Source organism: Enterobacter cloacae complex sp. BZL2005, assembly GCF_049238885.1.
Lineage (GTDB): Bacteria > Pseudomonadota > Gammaproteobacteria > Enterobacterales > Enterobacteriaceae > Enterobacter > Enterobacter roggenkampii.
The window spans coordinates 16,706-32,668 of the sequence record NZ_JBMKGI010000012.1 but is presented as its reverse complement, the minus strand read 5'-3'; the positions used below and the strand labels follow the sequence as shown (position 1 = coordinate 32,668).

Genomic DNA, 15,963 nt, shown 5'->3' with positions numbered 1-15,963 from the left:
AGGAGAACCATCATGTCACGCATTGCACTCATCAACATTGATACTCAGCAGTCCTTCCATCACCGCAATTACTGGCAGGAGGATGACATTCCCGCTTTTCAGCAGGCGATGCTGGGGCTGATTGAAGGCTGCCAGGCGCGCGGTATTCCGGTCGTTGATATTTTTCATGTGGATGAAGACGGCCCATTTACGCTGGAAAGCGGCTATGTCAAACCGATGGCCTTTTTGCGTCATCAGCCGGATGTGGTTTTCCAGAAACACGTTCATAATGCCTTCACGGATACCGGGCTCGATCGCTGGCTGCGCGAGCGCGATATCAATAGTGTGATTATCTGCGGCATTCGCACGGAGCAATGCTGTGAAACCACCGCCCGGGTGGCATCCGATCTGGGTTATGCTGTGACCTTTGTGAGCGAGGCAACGCTGACGTTCCCCATGACGTACAAGGGCATTACCCTTAGCGCAGCGGACATTCGCCACCGTACCGAAACGGTACTGTCCGGGCGTTTTGCCGACATTAAAACGGTAGCGGAGACGCTGGAGTCACTGTAATGCCCATCGACGTCTGGTTCGTGATGTTGCCCGGGGTGCTGTCATTAGACATGACCGGCCCGGCAGAAACCTTTGTGCTGGCAGGCGACGCGTTTCGTCTGCATTACATTGGCCCGCAGCCGGAGGTTCCGACGTCGATAGGTCTGACGATGAGCGGCATCCAGCCGTTGCCGGAAAGCCTGTCTCCGGGCAGCTTGCTGGTCCTGCCGGGGGTGAGCGACTCCCGCTTTCAGTTCTCAACCCCGCAGGCGCAGCAGATTCAGCACTGGCTGATGCGCCGGCAGCCGCAGATCCAGCGCCAGGAAATCACCGTGATGTGCGTCTGTTCAGGAGCGTTGCTGGCGGCGAAATCGGGCCTGCTGAATAACAAACAGTGCACAACTCACCATGACGTTATCAGCCGTTTACGCACCGCGGCCCCTACGGCGACGATTAAAGAAAACCGCATCTTTGTGCAGGACGAGAACATCTGGACCAGCGCGGGGATCACGTCGGGCATCGACCTGGCGCTGCATATGATTAACCGCCTGTGCGGCCCCGAAAAGGCGCTGAATGTGGCGCGCGAGATGGTGGTCTGGTTCCGCCGTTCTGGTGACGATCCCCAGCTCTCCCCGTGGCTACGCTACCGCAATCATCTTCATCCGGCGATTCATCGGGCGCAGGATGCGCTCACCGCCGAGCCGCAAAAAACGTGGAACTTGCCTGATATCGCCGCGCTGGCGCACGTCAGCCCGCGCCATCTCACCCGGCTTTTCCAGACACATTTAGGGATTAGCGTCCGCGATTATCTGGAGCAGCTGCGTCTGGCGGTGGCGGAGCAGTGGCTATTGCAGGGGCGCGGCGTGGAGCAGGCTTCGCTGGCGGCAGGGTTTTCCTCCCCGCGCCAGTACCATCGCGCCCGGCAGCGCAGCGTTAGCTGACGAAGCGGCGAACGTCTATTTTTTGCAGCAGCATCGACAGCAGCAGGCTGATCGCCAGGGTCGCGGCAAAAATCCAGATGATATCCAGCACCGGCCAGGTTTTTAGTTCAACCCCTCTTGTCCGAAGCGCGTGGATCACCAGCGCGTGAAAACCGTAAATCCCGAGAGAGTGTCGTGAAATGACGCTCAGTACGGGAAGGGGACGCGCATTCAGGGTGTTTTTAACGAGCGTGAGCAGCGATACGGCACAGATAAAGACCATCGGGCCGCAGTACAGATACCAGGTATCGGCAAAATTACCGCGCCACTGCAGCTCATGCAGCGTCCCGCGTGAAATCACCGCCACGCCGGCGATAAACAGTGCCCCGCAGAGCCAGTTCAGACCGCGTTTTTGCGTGTCCATCATCCCGATGGCGCGCCCCAGCATGCCGTAAAGCACGTAATAGAAGGTATCGCCGTTGATATAGAGGTTCACCGGCAGCCACTCAAATCCGTCGATTTTCTGCGAGACCGTATTCGGGTTGGCGACAATGCCAATCACCACCATCAGGGCCAGAAGCATTTTTCCGCTGACGTTTTTCACCTGAATGAGGGGGGAGACCAGATAGATCACGATAATGGCGAAGAAGAACCACAGGTGGTAGAACACCGGCTTTTGCAGCAAATATTTGAGGGATAACCCGGCGTTAATGGAGGTGAACAGGGTGATATAGAGCAGGGCAACGGCGCTATAGAACCCCAGGCAGGCCGCGATGCGGATGAAGTGCCGCGGCTGCGCGCTGCGTTCACCAAAAAAGAGAAAGCCGGAAATCATAAAGAACAGCGGCACGCTGACGCGCGACGCAGAGTTGAGAATATTGGCGATATCCCAGTTAACGGGGCTGATGCTGTGGGCGTTCGTGACGTACCAGGTCGTCGTGTGGATCATGACCACCATCAGACACGCTATTCCTCGCAGGTTATCAATCCAGTTAATTTTTGACGGCATCAGTTCCTCGTATTCCCTGTAAAGTGAGTGTGACTCCCATTGTCCAAAAGTCTTCGTTTGGAAAATTCTGAGTTTTATTCGCAGGCTTGCCGGGAGACCGCGAGATTCGCAGAATGGCTGACCATAATCTATAAACGTGTTGATACTAAAAATAACAGCCACTGACCAGGACGGTAATAAAAATGATGATGAAGCGTGTGGCATCACTCATTCTGCTTTTCATGCTGGCAGGATGCAGTGCGCCACAAGAATCACCAGTGCAAAAAGCCCAGCAGGGCAAAATGAGCCCGGAACGTTCACTGAATATGGAGTCACTCTGCAAGGACCAGGCCGCACGCCGCTATAACTCGGACGTGCAGAAAATCAACGTCACCGGGTTTGAGCGCTTTCAGGGCAGCTATGAGCTCAAGGGCTATACGGCGCGTAAAGAAGGCTTTGTCTGCTCGTTTGATGCGGACGGCCAGTTTTTACACCTCTCCATGCGCTAGCCTGCTCGCATAATCAACAGCCAGACGCCGTCAGCGCCCTGGCGTGAATGCTTATTTCCCAATTTTCCCTAAACAACCCCGTTTCGTACTGTATATCTTGCAGCCAGCGGGTATACTGGTCCCTTCCATTTAAAACCACACGTATCCAGCACGAAATACTATGCAAAAGTTTGATACCAAGACCTTCCAGGGCCTGATCCTGACCTTACAGGATTACTGGGCTCGTCAGGGCTGTACCATTGTTCAACCTTTGGACATGGAAGTCGGCGCCGGCACTTCACACCCGATGACCAGCCTGCGCGCGTTGGGGCCAGAGCCAATGGCGACCGCGTATGTGCAGCCTTCCCGTCGTCCGACCGATGGTCGTTACGGTGAGAACCCGAACCGTCTGCAGCATTACTATCAGTTCCAGGTGGTGATTAAGCCATCACCCGACAACATTCAGGAACTGTACCTCGGGTCGCTGAAAGAGCTGGGTATGGATCCGACCATTCACGACATTCGTTTCGTGGAAGATAACTGGGAAAACCCAACGCTGGGTGCCTGGGGTCTGGGTTGGGAAGTGTGGCTGAACGGCATGGAAGTGACCCAGTTCACTTACTTCCAGCAGGTTGGCGGTCTGGAATGTAAGCCGATCACCGGTGAGATCACCTACGGTCTGGAACGTCTGGCGATGTACATTCAGGGCGTAGACAGCGTTTACGACCTGGTCTGGAGCGACGGCCCGCTGGGTAAAACCACCTACGGCGACGTGTTCCATCAGAACGAAGTGGAACAATCCACCTATAACTTTGAATACGCGGACGTGGACTTCCTGTTCACCTGCTTCGAGCAGTATGAGAAAGAAGCGCAGCAGCTGCTGGCGCTGGAGACTCCGCTGCCGCTGCCTGCCTACGAGCGTATTCTGAAGGCCGCCCACAGCTTCAACCTGCTGGACGCCCGCAAAGCGATCTCCGTGACTGAACGTCAGCGCTACATTCTGCGTATTCGTACCCTGACCAAAGCCGTTGCAGAAGCTTACTATGCGTCCCGTGAAGCCCTTGGCTTCCCGATGTGCAACCGAAACAAATAAGAGGCGGCCATGTCTGAGAAAACTTTCCTGGTGGAAATTGGCACCGAAGAGCTGCCACCAAAAGCCCTGCGCAGCCTGGCTGAATCTTTTGCTGCGAACGTGACTGCCGAGCTGGATAACGCTGGCCTGGCGCACGGTAAAATTGAGTGGTTTGCTGCTCCGCGTCGTCTGGCGCTGAAAGTGGCAAACCTGGCGGCGTCCCAGCCGGATCGCGAAGTCGAAAAACGTGGCCCGGCGATTGCTCAGGCGTTTGACGCCGAAGGCAAGCCGAGCAAAGCGGCGGAAGGCTGGGCGCGCGGCTGCGGCATCACCGTCGATCAGGCCGAGCGTCTGACCACCGATAAAGGTGAATGGCTGCTGTATCGTGCCCATGTGAAAGGCGAAAGCGCGGAAGCGCTGCTGCCGGACATGATTGCCACGTCTCTGGCGAAGCTGCCCATTCCTAAGCTGATGCGCTGGGGCGCGTCCGACGTGCACTTCGTGCGTCCGGTTCACACCGTGACCCTGCTGCTGGGCGACACCGTTATTCCGGCCACCATTCTCGGCGTGGCGTCCGATCGCGTGATCCGCGGCCACCGCTTTATGGGCGAGCCTGAGTTCACCATCGACAATGCCGACCAGTATCCGCAAATCCTGCTGGAGCGCGGCAAGGTCATTGCTGACTATGAACAGCGTAAAGCCAAAATCAAAGCGGACGCGGAAGACGCGGCGCGTAAGATTGGCGGTAAAGCCGATCTGAGCGACAGCCTGCTGGAAGAAGTGACCTCGCTGGTGGAATGGCCGGTTGTGCTGACCGCGAAGTTCGAAGAGAAATTCCTGGCCGTTCCGGCTGAAGCGCTGGTGTACACCATGAAGGGTGACCAGAAGTACTTCCCGGTCTATGCCAACGACGGCAAGCTGCTGCCAAACTTCATTTTCGTGGCGAACATCGAATCGAAAGATCCGAGCCAGATTATCTCCGGTAACGAGAAGGTCGTGCGCCCACGTCTGGCGGATGCCGAGTTCTTCTTCAACACCGACCGTAAAAAGCGTCTGGAAGATCATCTTCCACGCCTGCAGACCGTACTGTTCCAGCAGCAGCTGGGTACGCTGCGCGACAAGACCGACCGTATTGCGGAGCTGTCCGGCTGGATCGCTCGTGAAATCGGTGCCGACGTTAACCACGCGACCCGCGCAGGCCTGCTCTCCAAGTGTGACCTGATGACCAACATGGTGTTCGAATTTACCGACACCCAGGGCGTGATGGGCATGCACTACGCGCGTCACGATGGCGAAGCGGAAGACGTGGCGGTTGCCCTGAACGAGCAGTATCAGCCGCGCTTTGCGGGTGACGAACTGCCGTCCAACCCGGTAGCTTGTGCTGTCGCAATTGCCGATAAGATGGACACCCTGGCGGGTATCTTCGGTATCGGCCAGCATCCGAAAGGCGACAAAGACCCGTTTGCGCTGCGTCGTGCTGCGCTCGGCGTGCTGCGTATCATCGTTGAGAAGAACCTGAACCTGGATCTGCAGACCCTGACCGAAGAAGCGGTGCGTCTGTACGGCGATAAGCTGACCAATGCCAACGTTGTGGATGACGTGATCGACTTTATGCTCGGTCGTTTCCGCGCCTGGTATCAGGATGAAGGTTACACCGTCGACACCATTCAGGCGGTGCTGGCGCGTCGTCCGACCCGTCCGGCTGATTTCGATGCGCGTATGAAGGCGGTTTCTCACTTCCGTACGCTGGAAGCGGCATCTGCTCTGGCGGCGGCCAACAAGCGTGTCTCCAACATCCTGGCGAAGTCCGACGAGACGCTGAACGAGCGCGTGAACGCCGCGACGCTGAAAGAGCCGGAAGAGATCGCCCTGGCGATGCAGGTTGTGGTGCTGCGCGACAAGCTCGAGCCGGTCTTCGCGGAAGGTCGCTACCAGGAAGCGCTGGTGGAGCTGGCCGAGCTGCGTGACGTCATCGACGCCTTCTTCGAGAAAGTGATGGTAAACGTAGAAGATAAAGAGCTGCGTATTAACCGTCTCTCTATGCTCGAGAAACTGCGTGAGCTGTTCCTGCGCGTGGCGGATATTTCGCTGCTGCAGTAATGTGCCCGTTGTGACAAATGCTAAAAACCCGCTTCGGCGGGTTTTTTTATAGTGTGTTGCTGAAAATTTAACCTTGAAATGGTCAACACATTCCCGCTATCCTTATCCCCGTTAACTTTCTCGCGCTGGAGTGCCCCCCAAAAATGAACAAACACGACTGATGAATTTCGATCCTTGCTAAACGCCATCGCGTCGGCAGGGGATGTTTTGATTTCATTCAGGAGTGCTTATGGCTCATTTTGCGCAGTCCCCTTCTTTTATTTTGCATCAGGTCGCCTGTCAGTTTCCGACGGGCGATACCCTTTTTGGTCCGCTGAATCTCACGCTGGAACCCTCCCTGTGCGCGCTGGTTGGCCGCAACGGCAGCGGAAAAACGCGTCTGCTGCGTCTGCTGGCGGGGCTGGACGAACCGGCTACCGGTCATATTGAACGCTTTGGCTCGCATGCCTGGGTGGCGCAGCAGCATGTTATTTCTTCGCAGACGACGCTGGCTGAACTTCTCGGGTATGACGCGATTTTTACTGCGCGAAAGCGCATTGACAGCGGCGATTACCAGCCTGACGATCTGGCGTTGCTCGACGGCTACTGGGATATCGCCGAACGTCTGAGCGAAGCGTTTATCAATGCGACGCTCCCACCGTTTGAGCCTGATAAGCCCGCCATAGAACTCAGCGGCGGCGAGCGCATCCGCGCCCTGCTGTGCGGGGCGTTTACGGCGGGCGCGGACTTTCTTCTGCTGGACGAACCGACTAACCATCTGGATCGACAAGGCCGGGCGTGGTTCTACGACCAGTTGAGTCGGTATCAGGGCGGCGTGCTGGTGGCCTCCCATGACCGGGAGTTACTGGCTCATGTACCCCGTATCCTTGAACTGAGCGGTTCGGGTCTGCGCAGCTACGGCGGGAATTATGCGGATTATCAAACCCAGCGCGATGCCGAACAGCAGGCGGCCCGCGCGGCGCTGGAACATGCGGCAACCGAGCGCAAACGCACCCGCGTGCGCATGCAAAAAGAGCATGATGACAGCCAGCGGCGGTCGGCAAAGACGTTACGCACCGTCGATACCCTGAATATCGCGTCGTTCGAGCGGGTCAAATATAAAGGCGCGGCAAAGGAACGTATCGGCACCTGGAAAAAACAGCACAGCGAGCAAAACGAAGCGCTGAACGCCGCGGTAAACAAGGCGCGTGAACGCGTTGAAGACGATAATCCGGTGATGTTCACTTTACCGGGGAGTCAGATCTCGGAGGGGAAGCAGGTGCTGGTGCTGGAGGATCTGGTGCTGCAGCATGTACCTGTTCCTCCGCTCAACTGGCGGATGGACGGACCGATGCGCGTGGCGTTAAAGGGGCCGAACGGCTGCGGGAAGTCGACGCTGTTAAAAACCCTCCTCGGCGAGATGGCTCCCCGTTCGGGTAGCTGTAAAGTGTCCGTCAGCTGCGCTTATCTCGACCAGCATCTCTCCCGGTTCGATCTCTCGCAGTCGGTCATGACGCATCTCAATTTGAGTCATACTCCTCTGGAAGAGGGGGTATTGCGAACCCGTTTAGCGCAGCTTCAACTGGGGGCTGACAAAGTGATGCTCCCATTGGCGGCGCTCAGCGGCGGTGAGCGTCTTAAGGCTGCCCTGGCCTGCGTGCTGTGGCGCGCGGAGGCCACGCAGCTTCTGCTGCTGGATGAACCGACCAACCATCTGGATCTGGCTTCAGTCCAGGCCATTGAAGCGGCGCTGGCCGGTTTCCCTGGGGCACTGCTGGTGGTATCACACGATGAGGCGTTTTTAAGCGGCTTAACGTTAACGCATGAGCTGGTGTGGGAAGAGGCAGGTTGGCGTTGTGATAGCCTGTAAAACACAAGCCCCCGCAAAGGCGGGGGCATTCAATCTTCACTACGCGATCTGCTTGCTGAGTGCAGGGTTGGCCTGAATCAGGCGCATCAGCCGTAACTCGGTTGGGGTGGGTTTCTCACGTTTTGACTCCCACTCCTGCACCATAGCCACGCTGACACCCATCGCTCTGGCGAATTCTTCGGTTTTCAGTCCTGTCCCTTTGCGCAATTGCTCATATTCTGTAAAGGGATTGGATTTTTGTTGCAGGGTAATCGTCTGCGGTACATCTTTAAAAATGATCTGTTCCAGGCTGCTCAGCAGCTCAAACTCAGGATCTTTATATTCCATTGAGGACTCCTCTTAAATCTCACATCGTGATCAAGAACATCAGAGAGCCAGTTAAGAATAGTCCCTAATACCAACCCAGGATCGTCACGGGTGTGATTAATCGTGCGGTAACGATCGCTGTATCCGATTCAGCAATATGGAGAGTTATGCTAATTCCCTGATTAGTCATAAGTCGGCTTCGCCAGGTATTTTTTTGTAAATGGTAAGAAATAAATCGGCAATAGCCGTTTTGCATGAAAAGAGTATCTTGCAAGGCTGACCTGGACTATCCTTGTCAGCGTCGGGCACGCGTGTGCCGGTGTGCGCTTTTTTGGGTGAAAGGAGTAATAAAATGGCGACAGGAAAGTCCTGCTCTCGCTGGTTTGCGCCTATTGCGGCGTTGTTGATGGTTGTTAGCCTGAGTGGGTGTTTTGATAAAGAAGGCGATCAGCGCAAAGCGTTTATCGATTTTCTGCAGAATACAGTGATGCGCAGCGGCGAGCGGTTGCCAACGCTGACTGCGGATCAGAAAAAGCAGTTTGGCCCCTTTGTGTCCGATTACGCCATTCTTTATGGTTATTCACAGCAGGTGAGCCAGGCGATGGATTCCGGTATCCGCCCGGTAGTGGATAGCGTGAACGCCATCCGCGTTCCACAGGATTACATGACGCAGCGTGAACCATTGCGCCAGTCCAACGGTGCGCTTGGCGTGCTGAGCCAGCAGTTGCAGAATGCGAAAATGCAGGCTGACGCGTCACGTTCTGCGCTGAAGCAGGGCGACGATCTCAAACCGGTCTTCGACAAAGTGTATGAGAAAGTGGTGACCAAACCGTCAGAAGCACTGCAACCGTTGATTCCGGCCGCGCAAATCTTCACGCAGCAGCTGGTCCAGGTGGGTGACTTTATTGCCCAGCAGAATACGCAGGTAAGCTTTGTTGCCAACGGTATTCAGTTCCCAACCTCCCAGCAGGCAAGCCAGTACAATACGCTGATTGGGCCGCTGGCCTCTCAGCATCAGGCCTTCAGCCAGGCCTGGAGTGCCGCAGTCGCTGCCACAGAATAAACCGAAAAAACCCCGCTTCTGGCGGGGTTTTTTAATGCGTTGCGAAAATAACGCTTGTCATTCCTCTACCACATCGGTATAACTATTCCCGTCGGTTTGTTACACAGACCTAAAGCAGTTTAGTAAAGCAGTCCAGATTGTTATCCATAGATACCCTTCGTAGTGACCCTTCCTTCATCGCTTAAAAATCTGTAACGCAATCCATCAAGCCGGAAGGCACAATATATTTGTTAATAAGGTAATTTCTATGTCTGCTAAAATGACTGGTCTGGTAAAATGGTTCAACGCTGATAAAGGTTTCGGCTTCATCACTCCTGACGATGGCTCTAAAGACGTGTTCGTACACTTCTCTGCTATCCAGAACGATGGCTATAAATCTCTGGACGAAGGTCAGAAAGTGTCCTTCACCATCGAAAGCGGCGCTAAAGGCCCAGCAGCTGGTAACGTTGTAAGCCTGTAAGCTTCCAACCCAGTAGCAAAGAATTTAAAACCCGCCTTCTGGCGGGTTTTTTCGTTTCTACCGTTGCACCTGCGGGTTCACGCAGTTTATCTCCACCTTTCCGCTAAGGGCGGCAATAAGGTTATCGACCGCGGTGGCCGCCATGTTGTAGCGCGTCTCATGGGTGGCTGAGCCGATGTGGGGCAGGGCAACCACGTTAGGCATTGTCAGCAGCGGGGAGTCCACCGGCAGCGGCTCCTGCTCAAACACGTCCAGACCTGCTGCATGGATCTCACCGTTTTTCAGAGCCTCAATCAGCGCCTTCTCATCCACCACCGGGCCACGACCCGCGTTGATGAAAATGGCAGATGCCTTCATTTTTTCAAACGCCTCTTTACCGATCAGATGACGGGTTTCATCCGTCAGCGGCAGCACCAGGCAGACAAAATCGGCTTCCTGCAGCAGGGTATCCAGCTCGCAGTAACGGGCGTTGAAGCGTTCTTCGGCTTCACTGTGATGGCGACGCGCGTTATACAGAATCGGCATGTTAAAACCAAAATGCGCGCGCTGCGCCAGCGCCAGCCCGATACGCCCCATACCGACAATGCCCAGCGTTTTGCCGTGAACATCCACACCGAACCAGTCCGGACCAATGCTTTTTGTCCATTCGCCCGCTTTGACGCGCTCAGCCACTTCCACCACGCGACGGGCCGTGGTGAGCATGAGCGCCATCAGCGTATCGGCCACGGTTTCCGTCAGGGCATGCGGGGTATGCATCAGCAGGATTTTGCGGGCGTTAAGCGCATCCACGTCGAAGTTGTCGTAACCCACGGAAACGGTTGAGGTAGCACGCAGCTTCGGCATTTTCTCCAGCAGGGCGACATCCACTTTTTCGCTTGAACCCAGCAGGCCTTCCGCGCTCGCGAACGCGTCGGCGTGCTGTGCCACGGTTTCCGGGCGCAGGTTCTTCACCTGCGTGACGGTGAAGTGCTCTTCAAGGCGTTTCTGCAGATCTTCCGGCAGGGTTTTATACAAAATGACGGACGGCTTCATGCTAATCTCCGTTGATTTTTTAAGGATTCAGGCGTGGCGAGCGCCGACAGGGTGTTGTTGATTATTAGCAGGCTTAACAATCAGAGTAAGCCATACCGAGGCGAAAAGCGCCACTCCCATAAAGATGTACGATGCGGATGGGCTGCCGGTGGCACCGTTCAGGTAACCGACGAACCAGGAGCCGCAGAACGAACCCAGCGCACCCATGCTGTTAATCAGCGCCATCGCGCCACCCGCCACGTTACGCGGCAGCATCTCGGGGATGATGGCAAAGAACGGTCCGTAAGGGGCGTACATGGCCGCACCGGCAACCACCAGCAGCGTATAAGAGACCCAGAAGTGGTTTGCGCCCACGGCCCAGGAGCCAATAAAGGCGAAGGCAGCAATCAGCAGCAGCGGCCAGACAAACAGCTTGCGGTTCTGCAGCTTGTCCGACGCCCAGGAAACGACGATCATCGCGATGGTTGCCGCCAGATACGGTACGGATGACAGCCAGCCTACTTCGACCATGCCGAGGTTTTCACCGCCGCTGCGGATAATGGACGGCAGCCACAGCACAAAGCCGTACACGCCAATGCTCCAGGTAAAGTACTGCGCGCAGAGCAGGATCACGTTACGCGAGCGGAAGGCTTCACCATAGTTACGCACCGCCTTCAGGCCTTGCTGTTCTTTATCCAGCTGCGCCTGCAGCGCCGCTTTTTCATCTTCGGAAAGCCATTTCGCCTGGGCTGGTTTATCTTTCACCAGCACCCACCAGCAGAAGGCCCAGATAATTGCCGGCACCCCTTCAATGATAAACATCTCGCGCCAGCCGAAGGCCTGGATCAGGTAGCCGGACACCACCGACATCCACAGTACCGTGACCGGGTTACCGAGGATAAGGAAGGTATTCGCGCGCGAGCGCTCAGATTTGGTGAACCAGTTGCTGATGTAGATCAGCATCGCGGGCATAACCGCCGCCTCAACGACGCCGAGGATAAAGCGAATGGCGGCCAGGGCAGGAATATTGTTCACCATGCCGGTCAGCGACGCGCAGGCGCCCCACAGGATCAGACAGATGAAGATCAGCTTACGCACGCTGCGGCGTTCCGCATAGATCGCGCCGGGGATCTGGAAGAAGAAGTAGCCCAGGAAGAAAAGGGCACCCAGCAGGGAGGAGATCCCTTTGGTGATCCCGAGGTCCTCGGTGATCCCCGCGGCGGACGCGAAGCTGAAGTTGGCACGGTCAAGGTACGCCAGGCTGTACGTGATAAACACGATTGGCATGATGTACCACCAGCGTTTTACTGCATTGGTCGAACTGTTCATAGGCTTGCCTCTGTTGTTGAGGTTGTTACCGCCGTTGTCTGTAGGGTACACGGTGGCTTAATTATCTGGTGCGGCTTGCTGCCTCACCCTGGCCCTCTCCCACAGGGAGAGGGAATTTAAACGCCGAGCTGTGCTCGCGTTGGTAATCCTTCGCTGTCGCCCTGCACCTGAATGGCCAGCGAGCCAATCTTGTTGCCTCGCGCGACGGCCTGCGGCAGCGTTTTACCTTCCAGCAGGGCGCTAATCACGCCCACGGCAAAGCCGTCACCTGCGCCGACGGTGTCGACGACGTTCTCGACCTTCACTGCCGCGACCGCGCCCTGCTCGCCGTTGGCCGTTTTAAACCACGCGCCATCGGCACCGGTCTTCAGCACCACCGCTTTTACCCCTTTATTCAGGTAGAAGTCGGCGATGCCTTCCGGCGTGCTTTCGCCGGTCAGAATCATCCCTTCTTTCAGGCCTGGCAGAACCCAGTCCGCCCGGAACGCCAGACGGTTCAGTTTCTCCACCATTTCCGCTTCGCTTTTCCACAGCACCGGACGCAGGTTGGGGTCGAACGATAGGGTTTTCCCCTGGGCTTTCATGGTGGTCGCGGCATGATCCAGCAGCTCATACGAGCTGGCAGAGAGTGCCGCGGCTACGCCGCTCAGGTGCAGATGACGTGCGGAGGCAAAGTAATCGGCGTGGTAATCCGCGACAGAAAGGTGGCTTGCAGCCGAGCCTTTGCGGAAATACTCCACGATGGGATCGGTTCCATTTTCGACCTTGGATTTAAGCTGAAAGCCGGTAGGGAAGCGTCCGTCGAGGGTGACCCCTGCAGCATCAATCCCCTCTTTTTTCAGCGAATCGAGAACGAAATGGCCAAAGCTGTCATCCCCCACGCGGCTGACCCAGCCCACGTTCAGGCCGAGACGCGCCAGGCCGGTCGCGACGTTGAGTTCAGCGCCTGCGACGCGTTTGATAAAGTGCTCCACCGCACTCAGCTCGCCCGTTTCGGTGGCGACAAGCATGGCCATGGCCTCGCCGATCGTGATGACATCCAGCGTCTTGTGCATGGTTTACTCCTCGCGCAGCAGGTTGACGTAATGGCGGGTAACGGCGGTTAAATCCGACCCTTCCAGCGGGAATTCGATACCGCGCGGGGCATCGGCAGGCAGCTGGCCGAGCAGATCCAGCCAGCGCGCATCGGCGCGGTCCGGTGCGACGGCGCGGAAGTTATCTTTATGCGGCACGGCGGCTTTCACGTGGATATAGCTCACCGCGGGGGCCAGATGACGCGCGGCCTCTTCCGGGGAGTCGCCCACCCACAGCCAGTTCCCCATGTCGAAGGTCAGCGTGACGGGAAGCGCCATTTCCCGACAGGCGGCCTGGAAGCGCTGCATGGGCGCGAGCTGTCCGCAGTCGGTCTGATCGTTCTCCACGACCAGCGCCATACCGCTGGTATTCAGCAGCGTACGCAGGGCGTCCAGAGGTTGCGTGTCGCTGAAATGGCCCAGGGAAACCTTCAGCCAAAGTGCGTTCAGGGTGTTGGCTTCAGAAAGATAGCGGGGCAGGTCCGGGTTGAGGGTGCCGTCGGGCATAAACAGGGCGGCGGGTGCGGAGTAGCACGCCAGCAGACCCAGCAGCTCAATGGATTCGCCCAGCGCGGGCAGCGCCAGCAGCTCTTCGCTGTTGAACAGTTCCCGGCGGATCTCCACGCCGTCTGCCCCCGCGCCAGCAATAACGGGGAGCATCGCCCGTTGACCGCCCGCCTGTCGCACCTGTTCCGCACCGTACGCGGCGGTGACCACCATAATTTTCCTGCCCATCTTCGGACTCCATCGCAACATATCAATACTATTACGCTAGATGGAACCGGTTCCAAAGAAAAGGTCAGGATGTTGAATTTATGATCGCTATCACAAGGGAAATTTAACGCGCGGTGGAGCCACGAACGATCAGCTCGCCGGAGAAGACCTGCTCGCGAACGGCATCGCTGGTGCCTTCAATACGACGAACGACTTGTTCAACAGCAGCATAGCCAATCTGCCAGGTGGGCTGTTTGAGGGTAGTAATGCCGACGCCAGCCAGCTCCGCCCACTCCAGTTCATCAAACCCCAGCAGACCGATGTCGCTGCCCCAGTGCAGGCCAATGCGCTTGAGCGAGCGGGCGACCTGCAGCGTCAGCGCCCCGTTGGCGGAGATAACCGCTTTGCGCATCCCACGATGGCGCGTATGGAACTGACGCAGGGTGTTGTCGAGCTGCCCAGCTTCGTGAAGCGGCGTTTCGGCATTTTCGGCGATCACGCCGGGATAACGCTCCAGCGTGGCGCGAAATGCGCTCAGGCGTTCACGACGGGTGTTGACCATCCCCAGCGGTTCACTCAGAAACAGAATGGCCTCGAAGCCCTGTTCAATCAGATGTTCGGTGGCGGTCGTGGCGGCCTGGGTGTTATCCAGCCCGACCACGTCGCAGGCAAATTCCGGGATTTTACGGTCGATGAGGACCATGGGCAGGGAGGATTGCTGCAGGCGATTTAAGCCTTCTTCACGCATGCCTACCGCGTTGACCACAATCCCTTCCACCTGATAGCTGCGCAGCAGGTCGAGATAATGCAGCTCCTGGTCGACTTCGTTGTTGGTATTACAGACCAGCGGCGTAAAGCCTTTCTCGCGACAGGCGGCTTCGATACCGCTGAGCACGTTGACGGAGTAGGGATTGGTGATATCGGCGATGATCAGCCCGATAAGGCGGGTGCGGCCGCGTTTGAGCCCGCGCGCCATGAGGCTGGGACGGTAGTCGAGATCGGCAATGGCCTGTTCAATACGCGCCAGCAACGCATCGGATAGCAGATGTTTCTCGCCGTTAAGGTAGCGCGAAATGCTGGTTTTACCGGTTTTGGCGGCTTTCGCCACGTCGCTGATGGTGGCCCGGGCTGGTTTGCTCATCGCTGATTTCCCTGAATTTAGTGAGAATACCTTAGCGGGAAAATCGGACGAATCAAGTAATTTGCCCGGTGGCGCTGCGCTTACCGGAGGTTGCGGTCTGGTACCCTCACCCCAACCCTCTCCCACGGGAGAGGGCGCAAACACTAAAAACGGCAACGGGGTTGCCGTTTTGCTTTTACCTACTGAATTGGGCTTAACGTAATCTCTACGCGGCGGTTCTGCGCTTTGCCTTCCGCCGTGCTGTTGCTGGCGATAGGGTTGGCAGGGCCCATGCCGCTGGTGCGGATGCGGTTTGCTTCAACGCCCTGGGTAATCAGCGAGCTGGCCACGGAATCGGCGCGCTGCTGGGACAGACGCATGTTCAGATCCTGGCTGCCGGTGCTGTCGGTGTAGCCAATCACGTTCACGGCGGTCTTGTTGTACTCTTTCAGCACCATCGCCACGCCGGTAAGGGTGTTCGCACCCGCGGGTTTCAGCGTTGCGCTGCTGCTGTCGAAGGTGACGTTGTTCGGCATGTTCAGGATGATGTTATCGCCGCTGCGCGTCACGCTCACGCCGGTTCCCTTCATTTTGTCGCGCAGTTTTGCTTCCTGCACGTCCATGTAATAACCGACGCCGCCGCCCAGGGCCGCGCCCGCCGCTGCGCCAATCAGCGCGCCTTTGCCGCGGTCTTTCTTGGAGGAGGAGAGCGCCCCAACGCCTGCGCCGACCAGCGAGCCGATACCTGCGCCAATGCCGGATTTACCCGCTTCGCGCTCACCGGTGTAAGGGTTGGTTGTGCAGCCAGAAACAGCCAGTGCACCGCTCACCAGAGCGGCAATAACGAGTACGCGTTTTTTCATCTTCTTTCCTTAATCCTTTTTATTCTTTGCCACGGCGAACGTGGCAGTTGATTATGACGTCCAGATACGGAGAAAA

16 protein-coding genes are annotated in these 15,963 nt (G+C 57.0%); 8 read left to right on the top strand and 8 right to left on the bottom strand.

The genetic code is table 11. The annotated features are described in order from the left end of the window. Nucleotides 1-12 precede the first annotated feature (12 nt). Nucleotides 13-552 carry an isochorismatase family protein gene (locus ACOTXI_RS18095; protein WP_008502749.1) on the top strand — a complete coding sequence of 180 codons (540 nt, stop codon included), beginning with the start codon at nt 13-15 and terminating at the stop codon, nt 550-552. Next, entirely contained in the window at nt 552-1,472 is a 921-nt protein-coding gene (locus tag ACOTXI_RS18090) for a GlxA family transcriptional regulator (protein ID WP_008502750.1), read from the top strand. The genes ACOTXI_RS18095 and ACOTXI_RS18090 overlap by 1 nt, the downstream gene beginning before the upstream one ends. On the opposite strand, the gene ACOTXI_RS18085 is transcribed toward ACOTXI_RS18090, so the two are convergent. Beyond that, the gene (locus tag ACOTXI_RS18085; RefSeq protein ID WP_008502751.1) at nt 1,465-2,460 is read right to left on the bottom strand and encodes an acyltransferase; all 996 of its coding nucleotides are present in this window, start codon (nt 2,458-2,460) and stop codon (nt 1,465-1,467) included. The genes ACOTXI_RS18090 and ACOTXI_RS18085 overlap by 8 nt on opposite strands. A 182-nt stretch (nt 2,461-2,642) precedes the next feature. Here ACOTXI_RS18085 and ACOTXI_RS18080 point away from each other — a divergent pair, with 182 nt between their 5' ends. From ACOTXI_RS18080 to ACOTXI_RS18065, 4 genes are all read left to right on the top strand, one after another. Next, nucleotides 2,643-2,948 (top strand): YsaB family lipoprotein, encoded by a 306-nt coding sequence (locus tag ACOTXI_RS18080; protein ID WP_008502752.1) that lies wholly within the window; start codon nt 2,643-2,645, stop codon nt 2,946-2,948. A 160-nt stretch (nt 2,949-3,108) separates the two neighbouring features. After that, complete coding sequence (glyQ, locus tag ACOTXI_RS18075; RefSeq protein WP_003860141.1) at nt 3,109-4,020, top strand: glycine--tRNA ligase subunit alpha; 912 nt, start codon at nt 3,109-3,111, stop codon at nt 4,018-4,020. 9 nt (nt 4,021-4,029) lie between these two features. Continuing rightward, nucleotides 4,030-6,099: a glycine--tRNA ligase subunit beta gene (gene glyS, locus ACOTXI_RS18070; RefSeq protein ID WP_008502753.1), complete on the top strand. Its 2,070-nt coding sequence runs from the start codon at nt 4,030-4,032 to the stop codon at nt 6,097-6,099. 229 nt (nt 6,100-6,328) lie between these two features. Beyond that, on the top strand, nt 6,329-7,948 hold the full coding sequence (locus ACOTXI_RS18065) for an ABC-F family ATP-binding cassette domain-containing protein (RefSeq protein WP_058654358.1): 1,620 nt from the start codon (nt 6,329-6,331) through the stop codon (nt 7,946-7,948). 39 nt (nt 7,949-7,987) lie between these two features. Here ACOTXI_RS18065 and ACOTXI_RS18060 read toward each other — a convergent pair whose 3' ends face one another. Continuing rightward, entirely contained in the window at nt 7,988-8,275 is a 288-nt protein-coding gene (locus tag ACOTXI_RS18060; protein ID WP_008502755.1) for an HTH-type transcriptional regulator, read from the bottom strand. Nucleotides 8,276-8,606: 331 nt separating this feature from the next. Here ACOTXI_RS18060 and ACOTXI_RS18055 point away from each other — a divergent pair, with 331 nt between their 5' ends. Both ACOTXI_RS18055 and cspE read left to right on the top strand, forming a co-directional pair. Further along, a complete protein-coding gene (locus tag ACOTXI_RS18055) occupies nt 8,607-9,317 on the top strand; it encodes a DUF3053 domain-containing protein (RefSeq protein WP_008502756.1) in 711 nt (236 codons plus the stop codon). Nucleotides 9,318-9,564: 247 nt separating this feature from the next. Continuing rightward, nucleotides 9,565-9,777, top strand: coding sequence for a transcription antiterminator/RNA stability regulator CspE (gene cspE / locus ACOTXI_RS18050; RefSeq protein WP_003860775.1), 213 nt, complete (start codon nt 9,565-9,567; stop codon nt 9,775-9,777). A 57-nt stretch (nt 9,778-9,834) separates the two neighbouring features. Here cspE and ghrB read toward each other — a convergent pair whose 3' ends face one another. The 6 genes from ghrB to ACOTXI_RS18020 all read right to left on the bottom strand — a co-directional run bounded on the left by ghrB (nt 9,835) and on the right by ACOTXI_RS18020 (nt 15,887). Then, nucleotides 9,835-10,809: a glyoxylate/hydroxypyruvate reductase GhrB gene (gene ghrB / locus ACOTXI_RS18045; RefSeq protein ID WP_047071211.1), complete on the bottom strand. Its 975-nt coding sequence runs from the start codon at nt 10,807-10,809 to the stop codon at nt 9,835-9,837. A gap of 27 nt (nt 10,810-10,836) precedes the next feature. Then, complete coding sequence (locus tag ACOTXI_RS18040) at nt 10,837-12,117, bottom strand: MFS transporter (protein WP_008502758.1); 1,281 nt, start codon at nt 12,115-12,117, stop codon at nt 10,837-10,839. A 116-nt stretch (nt 12,118-12,233) separates the two neighbouring features. Further along, nucleotides 12,234-13,172 carry a sugar kinase gene (locus ACOTXI_RS18035; protein ID WP_058654359.1) on the bottom strand — a complete coding sequence of 313 codons (939 nt, stop codon included), beginning with the start codon at nt 13,170-13,172 and terminating at the stop codon, nt 12,234-12,236. A 3-nt stretch (nt 13,173-13,175) separates the two neighbouring features. After that, entirely contained in the window at nt 13,176-13,925 is a 750-nt protein-coding gene (locus ACOTXI_RS18030; RefSeq protein ID WP_058654360.1) for a sugar phosphate isomerase/epimerase family protein, read from the bottom strand. A 103-nt stretch (nt 13,926-14,028) separates the two neighbouring features. Next, complete coding sequence (locus tag ACOTXI_RS18025) at nt 14,029-15,045, bottom strand: LacI family DNA-binding transcriptional regulator (protein ID WP_008502761.1); 1,017 nt, start codon at nt 15,043-15,045, stop codon at nt 14,029-14,031. 179 nt (nt 15,046-15,224) lie between these two features. Continuing rightward, nucleotides 15,225-15,887: an OmpA family lipoprotein gene (locus ACOTXI_RS18020; RefSeq protein WP_008502762.1), complete on the bottom strand. Its 663-nt coding sequence runs from the start codon at nt 15,885-15,887 to the stop codon at nt 15,225-15,227. Nucleotides 15,888-15,963: the final 76 nt, after the last annotated feature.